At 59.5% G+C, this 19,842-nt stretch carries 19 protein-coding genes; 6 read left to right on the plus strand and 13 right to left on the minus strand.

What is annotated here, in order from left to right:
- Positions 1–84: 84 nt before the first annotated feature.
- Together AB8A50_RS14875 and AB8A50_RS14880 are read right to left on the minus strand one after the other, a co-directional pair.
- On the minus strand, positions 85–735 hold the full coding sequence (locus AB8A50_RS14875) for a ChrR family anti-sigma-E factor (RefSeq protein ID WP_120293173.1): 651 nt from the start codon (positions 733–735) through the stop codon (positions 85–87).
- Positions 732–1,385 carry a sigma-70 family RNA polymerase sigma factor gene (locus AB8A50_RS14880; RefSeq protein WP_439059602.1) on the minus strand — a complete coding sequence of 218 codons (654 nt, stop codon included), beginning with the start codon at positions 1,383–1,385 and terminating at the stop codon, positions 732–734. Before AB8A50_RS14880 ends, AB8A50_RS14875 begins: the two co-directional genes overlap by 4 nt.
- A gap of 135 nt (positions 1,386–1,520) precedes the next feature.
- On the opposite strand from AB8A50_RS14880, the gene AB8A50_RS14885 reads away from it, so the two are divergent.
- From AB8A50_RS14885 to AB8A50_RS14895, 3 genes are all read left to right on the plus strand, one after another.
- Complete coding sequence (locus AB8A50_RS14885) at positions 1,521–2,867, plus strand: NAD(P)/FAD-dependent oxidoreductase (RefSeq protein ID WP_120293171.1); 1,347 nt, start codon at positions 1,521–1,523, stop codon at positions 2,865–2,867.
- The gene (locus AB8A50_RS14890) at positions 2,867–3,688 is read left to right on the plus strand and encodes a DUF1365 family protein (RefSeq protein ID WP_120293169.1); all 822 of its coding nucleotides are present in this window, start codon (positions 2,867–2,869) and stop codon (positions 3,686–3,688) included. Before AB8A50_RS14885 ends, AB8A50_RS14890 begins: the two co-directional genes overlap by 1 nt.
- Positions 3,689–4,104: 416 nt before the next feature.
- The gene (locus AB8A50_RS14895; RefSeq protein ID WP_120293167.1) at positions 4,105–4,578 is read left to right on the plus strand and encodes a TspO/MBR family protein; all 474 of its coding nucleotides are present in this window, start codon (positions 4,105–4,107) and stop codon (positions 4,576–4,578) included.
- A gap of 408 nt (positions 4,579–4,986) precedes the next feature.
- Here AB8A50_RS14895 and AB8A50_RS14900 read toward each other — a convergent pair whose 3' ends face one another.
- A complete protein-coding gene (locus tag AB8A50_RS14900) occupies positions 4,987–6,648 on the minus strand; it encodes an acetolactate synthase large subunit (RefSeq protein WP_439068995.1) in 1,662 nt (553 codons plus the stop codon).
- A gap of 257 nt (positions 6,649–6,905) precedes the next feature.
- On the opposite strand from AB8A50_RS14900, the gene AB8A50_RS14905 reads away from it, so the two are divergent.
- Both AB8A50_RS14905 and dinB read left to right on the plus strand, forming a co-directional pair.
- Positions 6,906–7,175, plus strand: a complete 270-nt coding sequence (locus AB8A50_RS14905) for a hypothetical protein (protein ID WP_120286777.1) — start codon at positions 6,906–6,908, stop codon at positions 7,173–7,175.
- Positions 7,154–8,266, plus strand: a complete 1,113-nt coding sequence (dinB, locus tag AB8A50_RS14910; protein WP_439078174.1) for a DNA polymerase IV — start codon at positions 7,154–7,156, stop codon at positions 8,264–8,266. Before AB8A50_RS14905 ends, dinB begins: the two co-directional genes overlap by 22 nt.
- Positions 8,267–8,271: 5 nt before the next feature.
- Here dinB and AB8A50_RS14915 read toward each other — a convergent pair whose 3' ends face one another.
- A complete protein-coding gene (locus tag AB8A50_RS14915) occupies positions 8,272–10,659 on the minus strand; it encodes a PAS domain S-box protein (RefSeq protein WP_120286779.1) in 2,388 nt (795 codons plus the stop codon).
- Between the two features lie 161 nt (positions 10,660–10,820).
- Here AB8A50_RS14915 and AB8A50_RS14920 point away from each other — a divergent pair, with 161 nt between their 5' ends.
- On the plus strand, positions 10,821–11,189 hold the full coding sequence (locus AB8A50_RS14920; RefSeq protein ID WP_120286780.1) for a hypothetical protein: 369 nt from the start codon (positions 10,821–10,823) through the stop codon (positions 11,187–11,189).
- 9 nt (positions 11,190–11,198) lie between these two features.
- Here AB8A50_RS14920 and xth read toward each other — a convergent pair whose 3' ends face one another.
- The 9 genes from xth to AB8A50_RS14965 form a co-directional block, all read right to left on the minus strand.
- Positions 11,199–11,969, minus strand: a complete 771-nt coding sequence (gene xth, locus AB8A50_RS14925) for an exodeoxyribonuclease III (RefSeq protein ID WP_120286781.1) — start codon at positions 11,967–11,969, stop codon at positions 11,199–11,201.
- Between the two features lie 119 nt (positions 11,970–12,088).
- Positions 12,089–14,344 carry a xanthine dehydrogenase family protein molybdopterin-binding subunit gene (locus AB8A50_RS14930; protein ID WP_439078175.1) on the minus strand — a complete coding sequence of 752 codons (2,256 nt, stop codon included), beginning with the start codon at positions 14,342–14,344 and terminating at the stop codon, positions 12,089–12,091.
- Positions 14,345–14,364: 20 nt separating this feature from the next.
- A complete protein-coding gene (locus AB8A50_RS14935; RefSeq protein ID WP_120286783.1) occupies positions 14,365–15,378 on the minus strand; it encodes an FAD binding domain-containing protein in 1,014 nt (337 codons plus the stop codon).
- Positions 15,375–15,884, minus strand: coding sequence for a (2Fe-2S)-binding protein (locus AB8A50_RS14940; protein WP_439068588.1), 510 nt, complete (start codon positions 15,882–15,884; stop codon positions 15,375–15,377). Before AB8A50_RS14940 ends, AB8A50_RS14935 begins: the two co-directional genes overlap by 4 nt.
- Before the next feature lie 766 nt (positions 15,885–16,650).
- Positions 16,651–17,259: a cysteine hydrolase family protein gene (locus AB8A50_RS14945; protein WP_068738705.1), complete on the minus strand. Its 609-nt coding sequence runs from the start codon at positions 17,257–17,259 to the stop codon at positions 16,651–16,653.
- A 433-nt stretch (positions 17,260–17,692) separates the two neighbouring features.
- The gene (locus AB8A50_RS14950; protein ID WP_120286785.1) at positions 17,693–18,031 is read right to left on the minus strand and encodes a DUF3147 family protein; all 339 of its coding nucleotides are present in this window, start codon (positions 18,029–18,031) and stop codon (positions 17,693–17,695) included.
- Positions 18,028–18,594, minus strand: a complete 567-nt coding sequence (locus AB8A50_RS14955; protein WP_120286786.1) for a phosphatase PAP2 family protein — start codon at positions 18,592–18,594, stop codon at positions 18,028–18,030. The genes AB8A50_RS14950 and AB8A50_RS14955 overlap by 4 nt, the downstream gene beginning before the upstream one ends.
- Before the next feature lie 67 nt (positions 18,595–18,661).
- Positions 18,662–18,937, minus strand: coding sequence for a SemiSWEET family sugar transporter (locus AB8A50_RS14960; RefSeq protein WP_439078176.1), 276 nt, complete (start codon positions 18,935–18,937; stop codon positions 18,662–18,664).
- A 41-nt stretch (positions 18,938–18,978) separates the two neighbouring features.
- Entirely contained in the window at positions 18,979–19,839 is an 861-nt protein-coding gene (locus AB8A50_RS14965) for an SDR family oxidoreductase (protein ID WP_120286787.1), read from the minus strand.
- Positions 19,840–19,842 lie beyond the last annotated feature (3 nt).

Genomic DNA, 19,842 nt, shown 5'->3' on the forward strand with positions numbered 1-19,842 from the left:
CCAATTACACGACCTCATGAAACATCTTCATAGGCCGACCGAGGCTAGCCAAAGGAATCTGATCGGCTGTGCCGCCGCCATCGTTCAAAATCCCACGATCGGACGTAGGAGACGCCCCAGAAATCCATGAAGGCGCGTATCTCCTTCCAAAGCAGCGAGACAGACGCAATCCGACTTCTCGCCGACAAGGGGCCGGTGATTGACTTCATCATCGGCTTCGTCGAGATCGCCGGGAAAATATTGACTGCGCTCGTCCGACAGAGATCCAGATAGAATCTGCATAAACTCCATGCCGGTGTGTCCATGGGCAGGCAGATGAAGCCCCGCTTTACCCTTAATCATCATGACTTTGGCATCTGGACTTCCGGCAATTTGGACCTTGCTCCATCTGAAGCCGGGGCCAAGCCATCGCCAGGGACCAATTTCGCAGTGGCGCATCGCATGAGGGAGCTCGATGCCCAGGTCCGGCTGTTTCCTCGGCCTGGGTTCTTTCACTAACGTGGATGGAATGCTTTCCAGCCGCTCCATGGTCCGTCCGAACAAATCCTCAGCAAGCGGAGCCAAGCGCATCTCGTCGAGGATCGCCCCGCCCACAGCCTCGAACCGGGTTAAGCGCTCGCGGCAAACGGCACATCCTTCGAGGTGGACGCGAATGACTAGCGCCGGGCCGGCGCCCAATGCTCCGGTCGCAAGACGCAGAAGCGTTTCGTCGCTGGGGTGATGGTTAATCGTCATATATCGCGGTCCAATAGCGTTCGCAGCCGGTTCAATGCGAGCCGGACGCGGGATTTTACGGTGCCGAGCGGGATGCCCAGCTCACGAGCGATCTCCGCATGCGGCGCTTCGGAGAAGAAAGAGAGTTTCACGATGGTTGCCTGTTCATTTGATAGGGTCGCCAGCGCTTTCCGGACCTCTTCTTCCCGCTCTGCCATGATCACGATATCTTCGCCCGACGGTGGCGTGTCCGGTTCGTCACTCAGATCCAAGAGATGATCGGCCGTACGGGAGCGCGAGCGGCGCAGCCTGTCGATCCTCTGGTTACGAGCAATCGTAAACACCCATGTCGACGCGCCCGCCCGGCTGGGATCGAAATAGGACGCCTTTCTCCATACCGCGATCATGACTTCCTGTGTCACCTCCTCGGCAACCGACTCCGCGAGACCGGTCCGAATAAGGAAGCCTTTCACACGCGGCGCGAAATAGGCGAAGAGCTGCGCGAACGCCTTGCGATCCTGCGCCTGTGCAACGGCATCTATCAGGCGGATCAACTCAACAGGAGAGGGCAGCACCTCTTTTTGAATGCCCTCGTTCAAAACAATGAGCCTCGCCGCCGGACCGACATCCCGCGTGCGCCTGATGTCGAGATGTAATCTTGCAGCATCCATTTGCCCTTCATACGCGCCCTCCCCCTAATTGGATCACGCCTCAAGTGATCCAATGCGCGCTGGGTTCCGTAAATATTGGCAGCTTGGCGCGTGGAGGGAAGTCTTTTGACGAGAAAGATTGCTGGGAGTGATAGAATGAACAGCCTTAACGCCGCGGCACATAGCGGAAGCCTCGACATAGCCGTTGTTGGGAGTGGTATTTCCGGCCTGTCCGCAGCGTGGCTGCTTTCAAAACGACATCGGGTTGTTCTATATGAAGCCGATAGCCGCCTGGGTGGGCACAGCCACACGGTCGATGCCGCGGGCGCCGCGATCGATACCGGCTTTATCGTCTTCAACGAATCCACCTATCCAAACCTGACATCACTCTTTGAGCATATCGGCGTCGCCACGAAGCGATCCGACATGTCATTTGCCGTCTCGCTCGACGATGGCAGGCTCGAATACTCCGGAACCGGCCTTCTGGGCCTGTTCGCGCAGGGTCGAAACGCCATCAGCCCACGATTCTGGCGGATGCTGCGCGACCTCGTGCGCTTCTATCGCGAGGCGCCACGCAATGTGGCGGCCTTGGGCCTGATTACGCTCGATGAGTATCTCGACGCCGCCGGTTATGGAGAAGGATTCCGCAACGATCATCTCTATCCGATGGCGGCGGCCATTTGGTCCACGCCTGCTGCAAAGATCGGGGCCTATCCAGCGGCTTCATTTATCAAATTTTGCGACACCCACGGCCTCCTGAAACTGTCTAGTCGCCCGATCTGGCGCACCGTGTGCGGCGGCAGCCGCTCCTATGTGCGAGTGCTTACTGACGCCATAGCCGAAGTGGTGTCTGACTATCCGATCCGTACAATCGTTCGCACCACGAACGGTTCCGAGGTCGTCGGATATGACGGTGATCGTCGCCGTTTCGATCAGGTGGTGATTGCCACTCACGCGGATCAAGCGCTCCAAGTGCTTGCTGATCCGAGCAGCGAGGAACGGCGATTGCTCGGCGCGTTCGACTATATCGACAACGATGCAGTCCTTCATTCGGACCCTCGCTTGATGCCGCGCCGCCGCCGGGTCTGGTCGAGCTGGAACTACATGGCGAGGGACGACGATGGCGGTCGCAAGCTCGCCGTGACGTATTGGATGAACCGTCTTCAGGAAATCGAAAGCGAGCGACCGCTTTTCGTCACGCTCAATCCCCACCGGGAGATCGCACCCAACGCTATTCTCAGGGAAATGCGCTACAGCCATCCCCGTTTCGATGCGCAGGCGATGCAAGCGCAGAGAGAGCTTTGGTCGTTGCAGGGCAAGCGCAATACATGGTTTTGCGGGGCTTACTTCGGCGCCGGCTTCCACGAGGATGGATTACAAGCCGGGCTTGCCGTCGCTGAAGCCCTCGGGGACCTGCGGCGCCCCTGGACAGTCGCTGACGAATCCGGCCGCATCCATGTTCATGAGACTGTGCTCGCCACGCCTGAAACGGAGGCTGCCTGATGTCGGGCTTTCGTTCGGCCCTCTACTCCGGCTCAGTGATGCATCACCGATTGCGGCCAAGAGAGCATCGGCTGCGCTACAGCATTTTCTACATGCTTCTCGATCTTGATGAAGTCGATATGCTGGCAGGCAGGCTGCACCTCTTCTCGCACAACCGCTTCAACCTCTTCAGCTTCCATGATCGGGATCACGGCGAGGGAGAGACCACGTCGCCGCGGGCCAGGATCGAGCGGCATTTGCAAGAGGCCGGCATCGAAGCCGGCGGCCCGCTCCGGCTTCTCACCATGCCGCGCATCCTGGGATACGCCTTCAATCCGCTGAGCATCTATTTCTGCTACAGGCGAGACAACTCGATTTCGGCGATCTTATACGAGGTCAGCAATACGTTCGGTGAGCGTCACAATTATCTCATTCCCGTTGCCCGCGACACGAAAGTGCCAATCCGCCAGAAAAGCCAGAAGTCCTTCTACGTTTCCCCCTTCATGAGCACCGACATGGTCTATTCGTTTTCTGTCGTCCCTCCGGGAAAGAATTTGACGGTTTCGGTCATCGGTCACGATGCACAAGGGCCGCTGCTCATCGCCAAGCTCGCTGCAACCCGCCAGAATCTGACCGACGCAGCTCTAGCGCACGCCTTCTGCGTTTACCCCCTGCTGACCTTGAAGGTGATCGCAGGCATCCACTGGGAAGCACTGCTGATTTGGCTCAAGGGCATTCGCCGGCATCACCACCCTTCTCCCCCCGATCGACCGATAACACTCGGCCGCGATCTCGAAGCAGCCCCCCATTTGACGAAGGACACGACAAATGTCCTCCGATAGCCAAATCTGGGAGAGCGTTACCTCATCCGCCGAAAGGAAGATGGCGTGAGTTGGCCGTGCTACGCTGGGGATGCCGTCGTCGAGCGATGCCTTCTCCAAGAAGGCAAAGGAGCGCACCGACAAGCCGGACGCCTAGGGCAAGCAGTACGCCACCGGGGAATAACTCCGGAAAAAGCCGGACAATGCACTACCAACATTCTGCGACCTGAAAGCAAGCACTGGACGCGATGGCTGGCCGCATGCCCGTTGGCGAGTGGAACGGCACACTCCTGAAGGCCGGGAGTGTCGGAGTTACACGGCCGACCGCGACAAGACGTCTCCGACGGCATCATCGAAATGCACGAGCGCGGCGCCACGTTAATGTGGAAGTCGTCTGAGGCCGGGGAACTGGCGAGAACGCAAGGACTTAACGGTGCATGACTAACAGTTCGGTCGCGTCCTTACTCTGCTCACTTGGGATTTGTTATAGCGTCGCGTTTATCGGCGCTCGGGTTACGACGCCTGAGATTCCGACTTGGTACGCGAGTTTGGCGAAACCATCGTGGACACCACCGCGCATCGCGTTTCCCATCGTCTGGCCCATCCTGTATTTCCTCATGGCGCTGTCCGTGTGGATGTTCTGGGAGGCGCCTCCTTCGCCCGCTCGAACCGCAGCTCTTGGCGCATTCGGCATCCAGCTCGCCCTGAACGCGATATGGTCGCCGCTCTTCTTCGGTCGCCACGATCTGCGGTCTGGCATGATTGTTATTTCGCTGTTGTTCGCGGCAATAGGAGTGACCGTCATCATAGGCTTGGGCGTCGACAGCACCGCCGCCTTGCTGCTTTTGCCCTATCTCGCTTGGATACTTTTTGCGGCTGCACTCAATGCTCGCATTCTTACAATGAATTAGCGACAACGTGGCATGAGACCGCATTGACGAAAGAGGCCGCCCATTGAGGCCTTACTTTCCTCGCTCGATATCGCGGGCCTGTTGTTCCAATTCGTCAGTAAGCTCGATAATACGTCTGGCCGTTTCAGGATCGGTCGTCATCCGGGCCATGGCCCGATACTTATCTACCTTCTCTCGAAGCTCCCCGACTGTACGTCGTGTATGCATTCCACCCTCCGCCGATATCGTTACGCGGGACGGAGAAATTGGTTCTCTAGAACCTCCGAAATAAGGGCGCGGCCAGAATAGGCCACTGCGGCCAAAAACAGGCCAGCACCAAAACTGGGTTCAAACGAATAGGGGAACGAATTGGCCTGATGTCCCTTCGCACTGCAAATGCCTAACCCGTTTCAGTTGTCGAATGGTTTTTCATTCTTGTTGCTGCATGTCGGCCAGTTCATCCACCAAAACACGAACATTCTCGCTGTAGTCCACCGGCACCACTACGAGGTGAAGGCCACCAGCCGCGAAGGCCTTCTCCAGTGTCGGTGCCAGACCGCCCGCCTCTGTCACGCGATGACCCTGGGCACCGTAGGACTGCGCGTAGGCAACGAAATCCGGATTGCCGAAAGTCATCCCCGCATCGGCGAAACCGTCGACGGCCTGCTTCCACCTGATCATCCCGTAGGCGTGATCCTCGATGACGAGCACGACCAGATCGAGCTTCAGACGCTGCGCGGTCTCCAGTTCCTGCGAATTCATCATAAAACCGCCGTCGCCGGCGACAACGAGCACACGGCGCTTCGGATTCAGCAACGCCGCCATCATGCCCGACGGAAGCCCCGCTCCCATCGTCGCAAGCGCATTGTCGAGCAGCAGCGTGTTGGCGACGTCCGTGCGGTAGTTACGCGCGAACCATATCTTGTACATCCCGTTGTCCAACGCGACGATGCCGTCGAGTGGCATGACCTGGCGGACGTCGTGGACGATCCGCTGCGGGGTCAGCGGAAAGCGGTCTTCGTTGGCCCGGTCGCCGATGTGGCGCAGGATATCCGCGCGCACGCCGTCCCACTGCGTGGTCTGCTTGAGCTTCCCATCGAGCTCGGCCGCCAGCATGTCGAGACCTTTCGCAATGTCGCCGATAAGTTCAGCTTGCGGGTAGTAAACCTCCTCGACCGCCGCCGGCGTAAAGCCGATGTGGAGCACCTGATGGCGGCCACGCCCCATGATGAATGGCGGCTTTTCGATGGTGTCGTGGCCGATGGTGATGATCAGGTCGGCGCAGTCGATCGCGCGATGGACGTAGTCGCGTTCGCTCAGCGCCGCCGTGCCGACATAGTAGTCGGACGCCCCGCCGACGGCCCCCTTCCCCATCTGCGTGTTGAAGAATGGGATCTTCACCCGGCGGACGAATTCGGAGAGCGCGGGCGCCAGCCTGGGCCTGCTGGCACCGGCACCGAACATGAGCAACGGGCATTTTGCCGAGAGGATGAGCTCAGCCGCCTTCCGGACGGCGTCCATCGAGGGCGCCGGGAGATCGGTCGGGTGGACCGGGACGGCCGAAACGCCGGACACCTTCTCCGCCGCGACATCTTCCGGAAGCTCCAGGTGCACGGGTCCGGGACGCTCCTCCATCGCAATCCGGAAAGCGTTCCGGACGACAGTCGCGATGGAAGACGCACTTACGATCTGCTGCGACAGTTTCGTGAGCGGCTTCATGCTCGCGACGACGTCCACGATCTGGAAGTGCGCCTGTCGGCTGGCGTGGATCGCCTTTTGGCCAGTGATCAGGACCATCGGCATGCCTCCCAGGAGTCCATAAGCAGCCCCTGTAGAGAGATTCAGGGCTCCGGGCCCCAAAGTGCTGAGCGCGACACCAGGCCTCCCTGTGAGACGCCCGTGGGTCGCAGCCATGAAGGCGGCGGGCTGCTCGTGACGCGTGACGACCAGCTCGATGGAAGACTTGCGCAGGCTCTCGACGACGTCGAGGTTCTCCTCGCCGGGAACGCCAAAGATGCGGTCGACGCCCTCGTTTTCGAGAGCCGCCACTAGCAGATCGGAGCCTTTCATTTCCCGTTCCTCGTTGTTCATCGTAAGCTCCTCCGTTTGCCCAGCACCGTATTGGACAAACAGGTCCATTTAATGAAACGTTTGGTGGACTAGGCGTCGGAGCGCGCCCTTCCCAGATTGCCCGGATATGCGCCTCCTGCACCTGCCAGGAACCGACCGGCAGCCGAGAGGACAATGGTTGCTGACCCGCGTTCGAGACGCCATATCCTTGGCCGTTGGCGATCCGATCTGCTTGCCCTGAAAGATCGTAGTCCAAGGCCCAAAGAAGGATGCACCAAATGCGCAAAATGTGGATCGCCTTACTTGCCATCGTGCTGCCCGCTGCCGCGCTGGCGCAAGACATCACGCAGCGCCCCGTCCGAACCGAGCGCATCTCAGGCACTCCAGTGGGCGTCGGCCTCTATGAGGTCGCTCCGGACGGCACCGTTCTGATCGACTGGCGCGCCGTCGAGGCGGCGGCCGATGGAGCGGCCGATCGCGCATCCACTCCGGTCGCGAAGGCGATGCTGGCGATCAGAGATGGCAAATGGAAACCGATGGCCCGGTGACGAACGACGTCGCGCCGGAAATCCGACAGCGTAAGATCATCCATATCGACATGGATGCCTTCTACGCGTCAGTCGAACAGCGGGATAATCCAGAGCTTCGCGGCAAACCTGTCGCCGTCGGCGGCTCTCAGGAGCGCGGGGTCGTGGCAGCAGCGAGTTACGAAGCCCGCAAGTTCGGCGTCCACTCGGCGATGCCGTCCGTTATAGCCAAACGTCAGTGTCCAGATCTAATCTTCGTGAAACCGCGCTTCGAGGTCTACAAGGCTATTAGCCAGCAGATCCGAGAGATCTTCGCCGAGCACACGCCGATCATCGAACCGCTGTCGCTGGACGAGGCTTATCTGGATGTTACCGAGAACCTTCAGAGCATCCCACTGGCGCGCGACATCGCTCTGGCGATCCGCACTAAAATCAAAGCCGAGACAGGGCTCAATGCCTCCGCCGGCATCTCTTACAACAAGTTCCTGGCCAAACTCGCCTCCGACCATCGCAAGCCAAACGGTCAGTACGTCATCTCTCCGGAGATGGGCCCGGCCTTCGTGGAGACCCTGCCCGTCGGCAAGTTCCACGGCATCGGACCGGCGACTGCGGCTAAATTCAACGCATTGGGTATCCAGACAGGACTAAACATCCGGAACCAGTCGCTGACGTTCCTGGAGGCACACTTCGGCAAAGCCGGGACCTATTACTACTGGATATCACGCGGCATCGAAGAGCGTCCTGTCCGCGCCAACCGCATGCGGAAATCCGTCGGCGCCGAGAACACTTTCTCCGACGACCTCACCGAGTTCGACGCCATGATTGCCGCGCTGCAGCCCCTCGTCGACAAAGTGTGGCAACACTGTGCGAACACAGGGAACCGCGGACGAACCGTCACGCTGAAGGTGAAGTACGCTGACTTCGAGATCATGTCACGAAGCCAATCAATGCCGACAGCCGTATCAAACCGCGAAGAGCTCGAACGGGTCGCGGCATCACTTCTCGAACGCTCGATGCCACTGCCGAAAGCCGTGCGGCTTCTCGGTGTTTCGCTATCGACACTTCAGACGAAGGGGGACGACGCGCAATCCCAGTTCCAATTACCAATCTAGCAGCGCTAAGCCGATTCAGTCCGTCGATCAGTGATCGCCTTGCGCAGCGTGCGCGACAAAAGCTCAACCGAATACGGCTTCTGGATGAGTTCAAAGCCTGTATGGGCGTTTTCGGCTAGAACGTGGCTGTAGCCACTTGTCAGAACGACCGGCAATCCAGGGTATTGGTCGCGGATAATCGTGGCCATCTCCACCCCGTTCATGCCGGGCATGATGACGTCCGAAAACACGAGGTCGAATGCGAATTCATCCTTGGCTAGAACGTCCAGTGCCGCGGAAGCTGACGTCACCCAGTCGGTTGCGTATCCGAGATCCTGCAGAAGCTCTGTCGAGAATCCCCCGACATCCGTATTATCCTCGACAACAAGAACGCGGTGCCCCCGCCCGCTTGTCGCTGCGCTTGCTAATGGCGGCGCGCTGCTTTCGACTTCGGCGCCAGTTTCGGCCCGCGGCAGATAAATTGTGAACGTCGCGCCCGCTCCAAGCGTGCTGCTGACGCCGATCTCGCCGCCCGTCTGTTTGGCGAACCCGAAGGCCTGACTCAAGCCGAGGCCCGTTCCTTTTCCCACGTCCTTGGTCGTGAAAAATGGTTCGAAGATCGCATCCAGGTACTCGCTAGCTATGCCGACGCCAGAGTCAGTTACGGAAACCGCGATGAAGTCGCCCTCCCTCAAAGGATGAGAACGCATCCCCGGGATCGAACCCACTGCCGCGACACCAATGACGAGGCGCCCTTCGCCGTTCATGGCGTCGCGTGCATTAACAGCGAGATTGACCAACGCGGTTTCGAACTGCGTTATATCGGCCATGGCGAACTGGTCGGCAGTCTGAACTTCCAGATCAATCTGAATCCGGCCGCCGACCAGTGGTCGGATCAGATTCGCCACGCTCGCGACCTGCGTACAAACATTGAAGACGCGCGGAGCAAGCGGCTGTCGGCGAGCGAATGCAAGCAACTGTCCGGTCAGCTTGGCCGCACGGTCAACTGTATCGGAAATCGCGTCGATATACCGCCCTCGTCTCTCCTCTGGAAGATCGCGCCGACGAAGAAAATCTGTGGCTGACCTGATAATCGTCAGGAGATTATTGAAGTCGTGCGCCACGCCTCCGGTGAGTTGTCCGACCGCCTCCATCTTCTGAGCCTGGCGCAGAGCGTCCTCGTTCCGGCGACGCTCGGTCACATCGACGGCCTCTGCCAAGACGGCTGTAATCCTACCTCCACTGCCAAATACTGGGCGCATGGCGAGGTCGAGATGCCGCCCCGCGCCGGATAGGTTCAATTGAACTTCGGCGCGCCACGCATCGCCGCTCAGTGCGGTTTTAAACGCGCTGAGAACTCGTTCGGGCATACGGGGCGTCGCAGTAAACCAGGGCGTATCCCAGAACGGCATCCCGAGCACTGTCTTCGCTTCGACCGCGATGGCGGCAAGTGCGACCGCATTGGCGAAAACGAGCGTACCATCCAGCGCGAGCAATCCCTGATACTGGTTGGTCGTCTCCAAAATGGCTCGTAAATGAGCCTCGTGGGTATGAAGTTGCGCGGTTCGCTCTTCAACCCGCCGTTCAAGCACCTCATTCAACCCACGCAGTTCGATCTCTGCTTCTTTTGCAATCGTGATGTCGTGGGCAACCCCAATAAAGCCGATATGCTTACCCGCCGGGTCCCATCGGGGTTGCGATTCGGATCTGACCCAACGCCACACGCCATCCGCACGTCGATATCTGCTTTCCAGCACGAACGGCTTTAGGGATGCCTCACCTGCAATGCTCTCGCGCACGACGCGCGCCATATCGTCCGGGTGAAGGATGGTCCTCCAATCGAAAGCCAACGCTTCTTCATATTCAAGGCCAAGAAATTCCAGGTAGGCTTTGTTTGCGAAGGACCGCGTCCGATCAAGACGTGTCACCCACATCGGGACTGGCGCACTGTCGGCGATCAATCGGAACCGCTCTTCACTCTCGCGTAGCGCCTCTCTGGCGATCGCACGTTCCGTGATATCGATATGAGCGCCGATCATCCGCAGCGGTCGGCCTTCTGGATCACGCTCGATACGCGCCTCTGCTACGATCCAGCGAATTTCCCCGTCGCTGGGCCGAATGATGCGATACTCCGAAGAATAACGTTCCGCATCGCTATTCAGAAGGTCCAGAAATTGCCGCTCAGCGCGCTCCCGGTCGTCCGGATGAAGCCTGGCGACCCAGTCTTCATGTGTCTCGTTTGCAGCTTCAGGGGGTAACCCGTGTATGGCGAGATATTCAGGTGATCGTCGGTTCTGAAATCCATCGCGCAGGTCGACGATCACACCGCCGACTTTCGCGATCCGTTGGACCTCCGCGAGTTCGCTTTCCCGATCGCGCAGGGCCTGTTCGGACGCTGTCAGTTCTTTCGCCACGGCTTCCTCGCCATCATGCGGCGGTCGGCCGCTCTCACACTGTTTAGCAAGGCGCAGGGGGAAAGTCCGCTAAAACAGCGTGCCCTCGGAGATCGCAACTCAATAACATGACGCAGAGTTCCAACTTCTCGCGGTCTGGCATTTATGCTAAACATTATCTTATGAAGAAAACGACAGTAGCAAAGCAAAAATCAAAAGGCCGACCTGCGACCGGCCAAACGCCAATGCTCGGCTTTCGCGCCGCAGACGAACTACGCGGCAGGATTGTTCATTGGGCCGAGTTTCAGCCGGACACTCCGAAACTCTCAGAAGCTGTGCGCCGCCTTGTCGAACTGGGCCTTACCGTTAAACCGTCTCGCAGAAAGAACGTCGCTCATAGAGCCCGTGCCAGTGAGATGGCCGCCGGCGCAATTGACAAGCTGACGGACAAGGGCGCCAGTGCGGACGATCAGGCCAGTCGGAAGCGGCGCCTGCTCAAAGGGCCCGAGGAATTCCGCGACGTCCGGGTCGATCGGAAAGCAAAAAAGTAAGGCGTAGCGCTACTTCAGCACTATCCACGCTGGAGCATGGTCGCTTGGATCCAGCTTGCCGCGCACCTTTCGGTCGACACCGGCCTGCGCAAGCCGCGGGCTCAGCGCAGGACTGAGAAGCAGATGGTCAATGCGAAGGCCAGCGTCACGCTCGTAGCGGTTCCGCCAATACGACCAGAACGTATACATCGGCTCATCCGGATGCTGTTCGCGCAGTGCATCGATCCACCCCTTCTTGAGGAGCTTGCCGAACGCCGCCCTACTTTCCGGCTGCACGAGCGCATCCTTGTCCCACGACTTGGTCGGGTAGATGTCGAAGGGCGTTGGCACGATGTTGAAGTCGCCGGCGATAACGGCAGGAGCACCGGACTTGAGCAGCTTGCCGGCGTGGGCGTTCAGACGCTTCAGCCAGGTGAGCTTGTAATCGAACTTCGGTCCCGGCTGCGGATTGCCGTTGGGTGCGTAGACGCAGCCAACGAGAACGCCGTCGACGGCAGCCTCGATGTATCGGCTTTGCTCGTCGCTCTCGTCACCAGGCAACCGCCTGCGCGTTACCACGATCTTGGATTCTCTAGCGAGGATTGCGACGCCATTCCAAGTCTTCTGCCCAACCCACTCGGCAAAATAGCCCGCCTTACGCAACGCACTTTCCGGGAATTCGGAATTGGCGGCCTTCAACTCCTGAAGACAGGCCACATCCGGTTTCGACGACTTCAACCATGCCAGCAGATTGGGCAATCGCTTGTTGATATTGTTCACGTTGAAGGTAGCGATCTTCACGCGCTCTCCTGATCCGAGGCTTACGGACATTTAGCTCAGTCATGCAGAGGCCCGGGCTCCAAAGCCGACAAGTGAAGCCCCATCGGCGTATGCCACCGTTGGGTCTGTACGAGATGAACTCAGGACGGTCGTGGAGCATTCAAAATCTTGTCAATCGTGATGGGAAAATCACGCACCCGCACACCAGTTGCGTGAAAGATCGCATTAGCGACGGCAGACGCGGTTCCCACGATGCCGATCTCGCCCAGGCCCTTGACGCCAAGAGGGCTGACCTTGTCGTCCTTTTCATCGACGAAGATCACTTCAATATCCTCGATGTCGGCATGGGCCGGAACGTGATATTCGCCGAGATTGGCATTCATAATCTTGCCGAGGCGATGATCCGTCATGGCTTCCTCGTGAAGCGCCATGCCGATTCCCATCACCACACCGCCTAGGATCTGGCTGCGGGCCGTCTTGGGATTAAGGATCTTGCCCGCCGCCGCCGCGCACACGACGCGCGTCACGCGAACGACCCCCAGATCTTCATCCACGCGCACTTCCGCGAACACCGCGGAATTCGTGTAGCTGATATATTTCAGCATCTGTCGCAGGTTCGGGCTGACTTTGCCCTGCTCGGTGATTTCCGTGAGTTCGGCGGCGTGCATGACTTCGAAAACGGAAAGCCCGCGCGCCGGATCATCCTTCCGGAAGATGCGTCGATCCCGAACCTCGACGTCTTCGAAACTTGCATCCGCAAGAGGCGAATTGGCCATCTTCCTGGCTTGCTTGAACAGAGAATGCTTGACCGCCTCACATGCGGCCTGAACTGCCGAGCCGTTCGACGCTGCGGTCCACGAACCTCCTTCGACCGGCGACATCGGCAGAGTCGAATCGCCGATCCTGGCCTGAACGTCTTCGAGTGGTAATCCGAACGCTTCGGCGCCGATCTGCGTCAGGATTGTCCAGGTCCCAGTGCCAATATCGGACGCCGCCGTTGCCACCTCCAGCGTCCCGTCCACCTTGAGAGTCGCAGTGGCCTGGGCCTTTTGCAGGAAGGCGTCCCACATTCCCGTTGAGACGCCCCATCCAATCAGCTCGCGACCCTCCTTCATGGCACGCGGCTTGGGGCTTCGCTTCTCCCATCCAAATGCCGCAGCGCCCTCGCTGTAGCATTCCAGAAGCGCCTTGGATGTGAACTGCTTGTTGGTGTTTTCGTCCTTCGAGGCGAAATTGATCCGCCGGATTTCGAGCGGACCGATACCGAGTTCGTATGAAAGTTCATCGAGCGCGCATTCGAGCGCTGTCACGCCGATGGCTGCGCCGGGTGCGCGCATGTCACACGGCGTGGCCGTATCGAGCTTGGCAAGCTGATAGGTCAGCTTGACGTTGTCGCAGTGATACATCATGCCCGACCAATTGACGACAGCCTCCTGATAATCCTCGTAATGGGAGGTCGAGGCAACGGCATCATGCATGATCGACTGCAGCCGCCCATCGCGATCGGCGGCGAGCGAGACGGTGTGGTAACTGTCCGGCCGGTAGCCGATATGAAACATCTGAGCACGCGTCAGCGACACCCGCACCGAGCGTTCGAGTTCGAGACTGGCCATGACGGCGAAGAACAATTGGTGCTGCGGCCGCAAGCCGGCGCCGAATGCCCCGCCCACATATTGATTGACCAGGCGGACATCCTTGCTGCGCAGGCCGAACACTGAGGTGACATAGCCCTGCGCATTCTGGGAGCCCTGCGTCTTGTCATAGATCGTCAGCTTGCCGTCGCCCTCGAACACGCAGGTGGTGGCGAACATCTCCATCGGATTGTGGTGCTCGGCATTGATCCGGTAATCGCGGCTGATCTTGACGGGCGCATCTTGAAACGCCTGCTCGGCATCGCCGCGCGGGTCCGGTGGCGGCGGAATACCGCTACGCTTCTTCGGAGGCACATAGGCCTCTGCCCGCTTCGCCTCAAGCTCGGTACAATGCGCATCGACATCATAGGCAATGCGAACCAGGGAGGCCGCATCGCGCGCGGCCTCGAACGTTTCGGCGACAATCAACGCGACCGGCTGACCGTCAAACAGGATACGGTCCGAATTCAGCGGCCGGAACGGATGGCCAGGAGGCGCGACTTCGTCCCGCCAGCTACGATCAAGCCATGCCGCCTTGCTGCGATTTTCGTGCGTGAAGATTTCGACGACGCCTGGAAACTGCCTTGCTGCATCCAAGTCCATCGCCGCGATCCGTCCAGCGGCGGTCGTACTACCAACGATGTAGCTATAGAGCAGATCGTCAGCAGGATACTCCGCCGCGTAGTGCGCTTGGCCGGTCACCTTCAGTTTACCGTCGACCCGGTTGGTCGGACGTCCGATATGCGTGATTTCACCAACTGACATGCGATGGTCCCGTTAACTTTCTAGTGGATCGATTTGTCGGCCTGATCCTGCGGTGTGCCCGCAGCCGCCTGCTCCAGCGCACGAACGATAGCGCGGCGAGCAAGCTCGATCTTGAAGTCGTTGTCGCCCTGCCCCTTCGCATCACGAAGAATGAAATCAGCGACCTGCTTAAAGCTCTGGGTCCCGACTCGCTCGCCTTTCAGCGATCTTTCTGCGTCAAAATCCCGCCACGGCTTATGCGCGACCCCGCCGAGCGCGATCCGGACGTCCTGGATGATGCCCTCCTCCACACGCAGCGCGGCGGCGACGGAGATCAGCGCGAAGGCATAGGAGAGCCGGTCCCGGATCTTGAGATAGGTGTGATGGGCACCGAAGTCGGGCTTGGGGATAATGATCGATGTAATGAGCTCGCCGCCCTTCAGCGTGTTGTCGCGTTCGGGCTCTCCGCCGGGGAGGCGGTGGAAACCAGACATCGGAATCGATCGCTTGCCGTCCGGCCCCTCGACTTCGACGGATGCATCGAGTGCAGCCATCGCGACGCACATGTCCGACGGATGGACTGCAATGCAGCTATCGCTGGCGCCGAGAATGGCGTGAATGCGATTGACGCCGCCAATGGCGGAGCAGCCACTTCCGGGCTGTCGCTTGTTGCAGGCTGTCGACGGATCATAAAAATAATAACAGCGGGTTCGCTGCATCAGGTTTCCCCCGGCTGTAGCTGCGTTTCGCAATTGCGGCGATGCGCCGGCAAGAATGGCGCTTGACAGTATCGGCCACTTTTCCCGAACGTCTCGATGCCACGCCAGATCGGTATTGGTGACCAGCGCGCCGATGCGCAGCGCTCCACTGGGAGTGATTTCGATCGATTTGAGCGGAAGCCGGTTGATGTCGACCAGCCGCGACGGCTGCGCCACATCATATTTCATGAGGTCGACGAGATTGGTGCCACCCGCCAGCGCGCGCGCTGCAGGTTCATTCAGCGCCGCGATGGCATCGGCCACTGTGGCCGGGCGGATATATTCGAACCGGTTCATTCGGCGGCCTCCTTCGCCGCGATGCGCGGCATCAGCACGTCCTCGACCGCGTCGGCGATATTGGTATAGGCGCCGCAGCGGCACAGATTGCCGCTCATATGCTCGCGTATCTCGGCCCGACTACGGGTGTGGCCTTCCGCCAGCAGACCCGCCGCTGAGCAAATTTGGCCAGGCGTACAGTAGCCGCATTGAAACGCGTCGCGCTCCATGAAGGCGACCTGCAGCGGATGCAGTTCGCCATTCTGAGCCAACCCTTCGATAGTGGTGATCTCGGCGCCGTCGCGCGACACCGCGAGTGCCAGGCACGAATTGACGCGTTTGCCATCGACGAGCACGGTACAGGCGCCGCATTGTCCCTGATCGCATCCCTTCTTAGTCCCGGTGAGCGAGAGGCGCTCGCGCAACAGGTCCAGCAGCGTCACCCACGGCTCTACTTTGAGTTCGTGCAACGTTCCGTTGATCGTCAGGCAAATTGGGATCTGTGGGTGATGTGGGATCTGGTTCACGGGGCGCCTCGCTATGCGTTCGCCATCAGAACCATTCTAATCGTAGGATGTTCCGTTTTCTTCCGCCCTCAGGATCGGCTTGCCCGCACCGATCGGCGAGGCCAACCTTCCCGCTTCTGGCGTCTCAGGCGCGCCGTCGGAAGGCCGCCAGGATGCTGTCGGGGAACCGCCTCGGGCAAATGGGTGAGGAGAAGCGAGTGTTGTTCCACTGTTGCGCGATTTCTCGCCAGGAACAACAAGCGAGCAAGTTAATTCATCCAGCTCGGGGCATGACAACGAACGAGGACAATATGAAGAAGACGTTGATAGCAGTTGCGGCAGCGGCACTGATGACTGCTCCTGCCGCATTCGCGCAGAGCGGTGCAAATCCGAGCGCGCCTCAGGTCAATTCCGCAGGCAATGGCGTTACACAGCCCGGCACTACCAGTACGGGGACGGCAGTCGATCGCCCGACCTCGAGCACTCCACACGCGGCGCCGCACGCTGCAGGATCGCAGACTGGCAACAATGCCAGCTCCCTTAGTGGATCGAATGCAGCGACTGGAACTACCGGGTCTAACAGCTCTGCCGAAGGTCGCACTTCGGGCGGCGGTGCTGGTGGTGGTGGTGGTGGCGCTGGTGGTGGTGCCGGCGGCGGCAACTAGCGCGTGATGCCAACCAGAAGGAGACCCCGATGATCGGGGTCTCCTCTTTGTGGGTCTTGGTCGCCCGCGCCTGTGGCGCGCGCGCCAAACACTTCGCCCGCCCAGCCTAGCCCTGACTGCATTCAAGCCTGCGACCATCTTTCAAGGATCTCGGCACAATCTGCCAGTTCGATCTGTAGGTCGAAACGCCGGGCGTACAAGCCAAGTAAGGCATCGTGAGTTTCGTCAGCTGAGCTGCACATCGCATCTTGCGCAACGACGATGCGATAGCCCAGATCAACAGCACTCAAGATGGTTGAGAGAACGCAGACGTCAGTCTCCGCGCCGCTCACAATCAAGGTATTGACGTTACCGTCTTGCAGAATATCGTGAAGCCTTCCGTTCGAGAACGCAGAATACGCAGACTTGTCGAAGACAATCGCCGGTGGGACATGTCGCTGCAAAGGCGGCATAAGCTCGAGGAGGTGCGGGTCCAGACGTTCGCGCGTGACCAACCGCCATTTTCGGAAGTAGCTCTGCCACATCCCATTTGCATGCTCGGGCGACGCCGGGGGAATAAAGCGCGTAAAGACAGTCCGTGCCGGGTCACGTTGGACGAGGCTTTCCACCGCCGGCATGACACGTTCGAGCCAAGGTGTCGGCCAAGGCCCTTCGGGACCGAACAGCCTCTGCATGTCCAGACACAAGTGCACTGCCCGACTGGTGTCTATTCTTGATCGGAGCTCGCCCATCTCAGGTCCACGTCCTGCGAAGTCTCTTGTAAGTCCACCAGCAAGAACCTGCGGTCGCCGCCCATACCAGAGATGCCAGCGCCAAGCTGCTCCAGGGAGCCGCGGCATTTACGAGGAAGACTGTGAGAGCGAACGCAACGAGGCCCATGCTTCCCAGAGCCGCTCCAGCGGCCTCGAGCGCAGCGGCGTCTTCACCACGTCTCTTGCCCTGCAGGCCAATTTCCCTTTTGCGGCGCCTTTCGTGCGCCTCGACCAGCGTGGCACTGGCGCAGAGCATGGCTGGAAATGCCAGGAACAGACCTCCGACGCCCGGACCCCAACGTGTGCCGATCAGGCCAGTTATTGCAGTCGATGCTCCGCCCAGCAGGAACCGGACGATGTATTCGTACCAGCGACCATCGCTCAACGACGAGAATGAGGCTCGAACAAACATTCAGCCCACCATCCCATAGAGGCCAAACGCGACTACCAGCCACAGGGGAAACCCGAGCAGGGTAACAGATAGAACTGACAACCCCGTGCGTTTGAGTAAACGGCACGTCACGAAGCTGAGCACGAGAAGAGCGGTCGCGCCGGCCATCATCGAAGCAGCCAGCGTAGAGACGTAGTCCGGTCCGTGCCTGGAGATTGCGAGCGCGAGCGAAACCAGGGCCACCGATGGCGCGGCGCCGAACAGTCCCGCGAAGGACTTAGGCCGTAACACGTCTCCGAGCAGCGCGAATATCGAGACGACTGCCCCTCCAACGAAAAATCGGAAGGCGTAATCCGTCATGGCGTCGTCGTCCCATTGCCGTAGCCGGTCCAGCGTCTCAATAGCCGATCAATCAGATATCCGCTGGCGAAGCCCGCGACCACATCGCTCGTCCAGTGCGCGAGAACATAGATCCTCGTCAGCGAGATACCGACCGCAGCCGTCCAGGTCAGCTCGCGATACGGCCGATCGAATGAGGATGCTGCGCTCGCGAGAGCCCCCATATGCATCGCGTGCCCCGAGGGGAACGCATCATTCGGGCGGCCTGAGATCGGTACTCCGTGTAGATGGCCAAGAATGGTGAGCCTATCCGGTCGACGTTGATTGAAAACATGCTTCAGTGCATGCGGCACAACGGCCGTGGCCAACGAGGCCGCCAGAAAATGCGTACCGACAGTTCGCTTCCGGGGGGAGCCGCTACGCGACAGGAGCCAGAAGGCCGCTGCAGCAACAACGAGAACATGCTCGTCCGCGCCCCACGTCAGAGCTTCGGCCACTTGTTCGCTTGCGGCATGTGCGTGCCGAACGGCGGTTGCTGCGACCTCGCGATCAAGGAGAGTGGGTGGTACCATTATTGGCCGCATGGCATCTCCGTATGACACCTAGATAACACGCACTCTAAACCCTGATCATGCAGCCAGGTTCCGCTCCCTATGCAGAGTCCTCCCCGCGAATGTCTCGTATTTTACAGCCGAGCACGGTTGCTGTCAGCGCACAGCCGATACTGTTCGCCAGAACGATGATCCAGTCGCCCTTGAGTAGACCGTAGCCGATCCACAGACCCAGGCCTGATGTCAGCACCACAAGCATCTTGAGCGACAGATCTTTGGTTGAGCTCCGGTGCAATGCTTTCCGGACCTGGGGAATGTACGACAGCGAAGTCAGGACAGCGGCGAACCCTCCCACCCACGGCAAAATGCTGGACACCGATGAGACCCCACTGCTTTGCCGCGAAACGCTCGATCCGATTAGATGAAAGGTTTGCCGCCTGTAACGGCGATCGTGGCCCCGGAAACGTAGCTTGAGAGTGGATCTGCGAGCATCACGTAGGCGGTTGCAAGCTCTGCGGGCTGTCCGGGACGTTGCATCGGCGTCTGCTTGCCGAAATTTCTAACGGCTTCGTCTGGCATAGTGGATGGAATGAGCGGCGTCCAAATCGGTCCCGGTGCCACCGCGTTTGCGCGGATGCCCTTATCGGCCAACATCTGCGCCAAGCCGCCGGTGAAATTCTGAATGGCCCCCTTCGTCGTTGCATAGGCCAGCAAGGTGGGGTTCGGCATATCCGAATTGACCGACGCGGTATTGATGATCGCACTTCCCGGCTTCATGTGAGGCACGGCGGCCCTTGTCAGGTAGAACATTGCATAGATATTTGTCCTAAACGTCAAATCCCACTCGTCATCGGAAATGTCGCCGATGTCCTTGAAGGTCGCTTGATGCGCGGCGTTGTTAACGAGGATGTCGATCCCGCCCAATTCCCTTACCGCCTTATCGATAATCACGTCGCAATGGCGCCGATGCTGGATGTCACCTGGGACCATTATGGCCTTGCGGCCTTCGCGCTCGATTAAAGCTTTAGCTTCGAGGGCATCCTCGGTCTCATCGAGATAAGAAATCAAGACGTCGGCACCTTCGCGTGCGTAGGCCAACGCGACAGCGCGGCCGATCCCGCTGTCGCCACCGGTAATTACCGCTCTCATGCCCTGCAATCGACCACCCCCCTTGTAACTGCTCTCGCCATGATCGGGACGAGGCTGCATGGCCTCCGTTCGGCCGGGCATCGGTTGTTTCTGGGCAGCAAACGGAGGCGCGGGATAAGAATGGGGCATGAA

Source organism: Tardiphaga sp. 841_E9_N1_2 (assembly GCF_051811065.1).
Taxonomy (GTDB): domain Bacteria; phylum Pseudomonadota; class Alphaproteobacteria; order Rhizobiales; family Xanthobacteraceae; genus Tardiphaga; species Tardiphaga robiniae.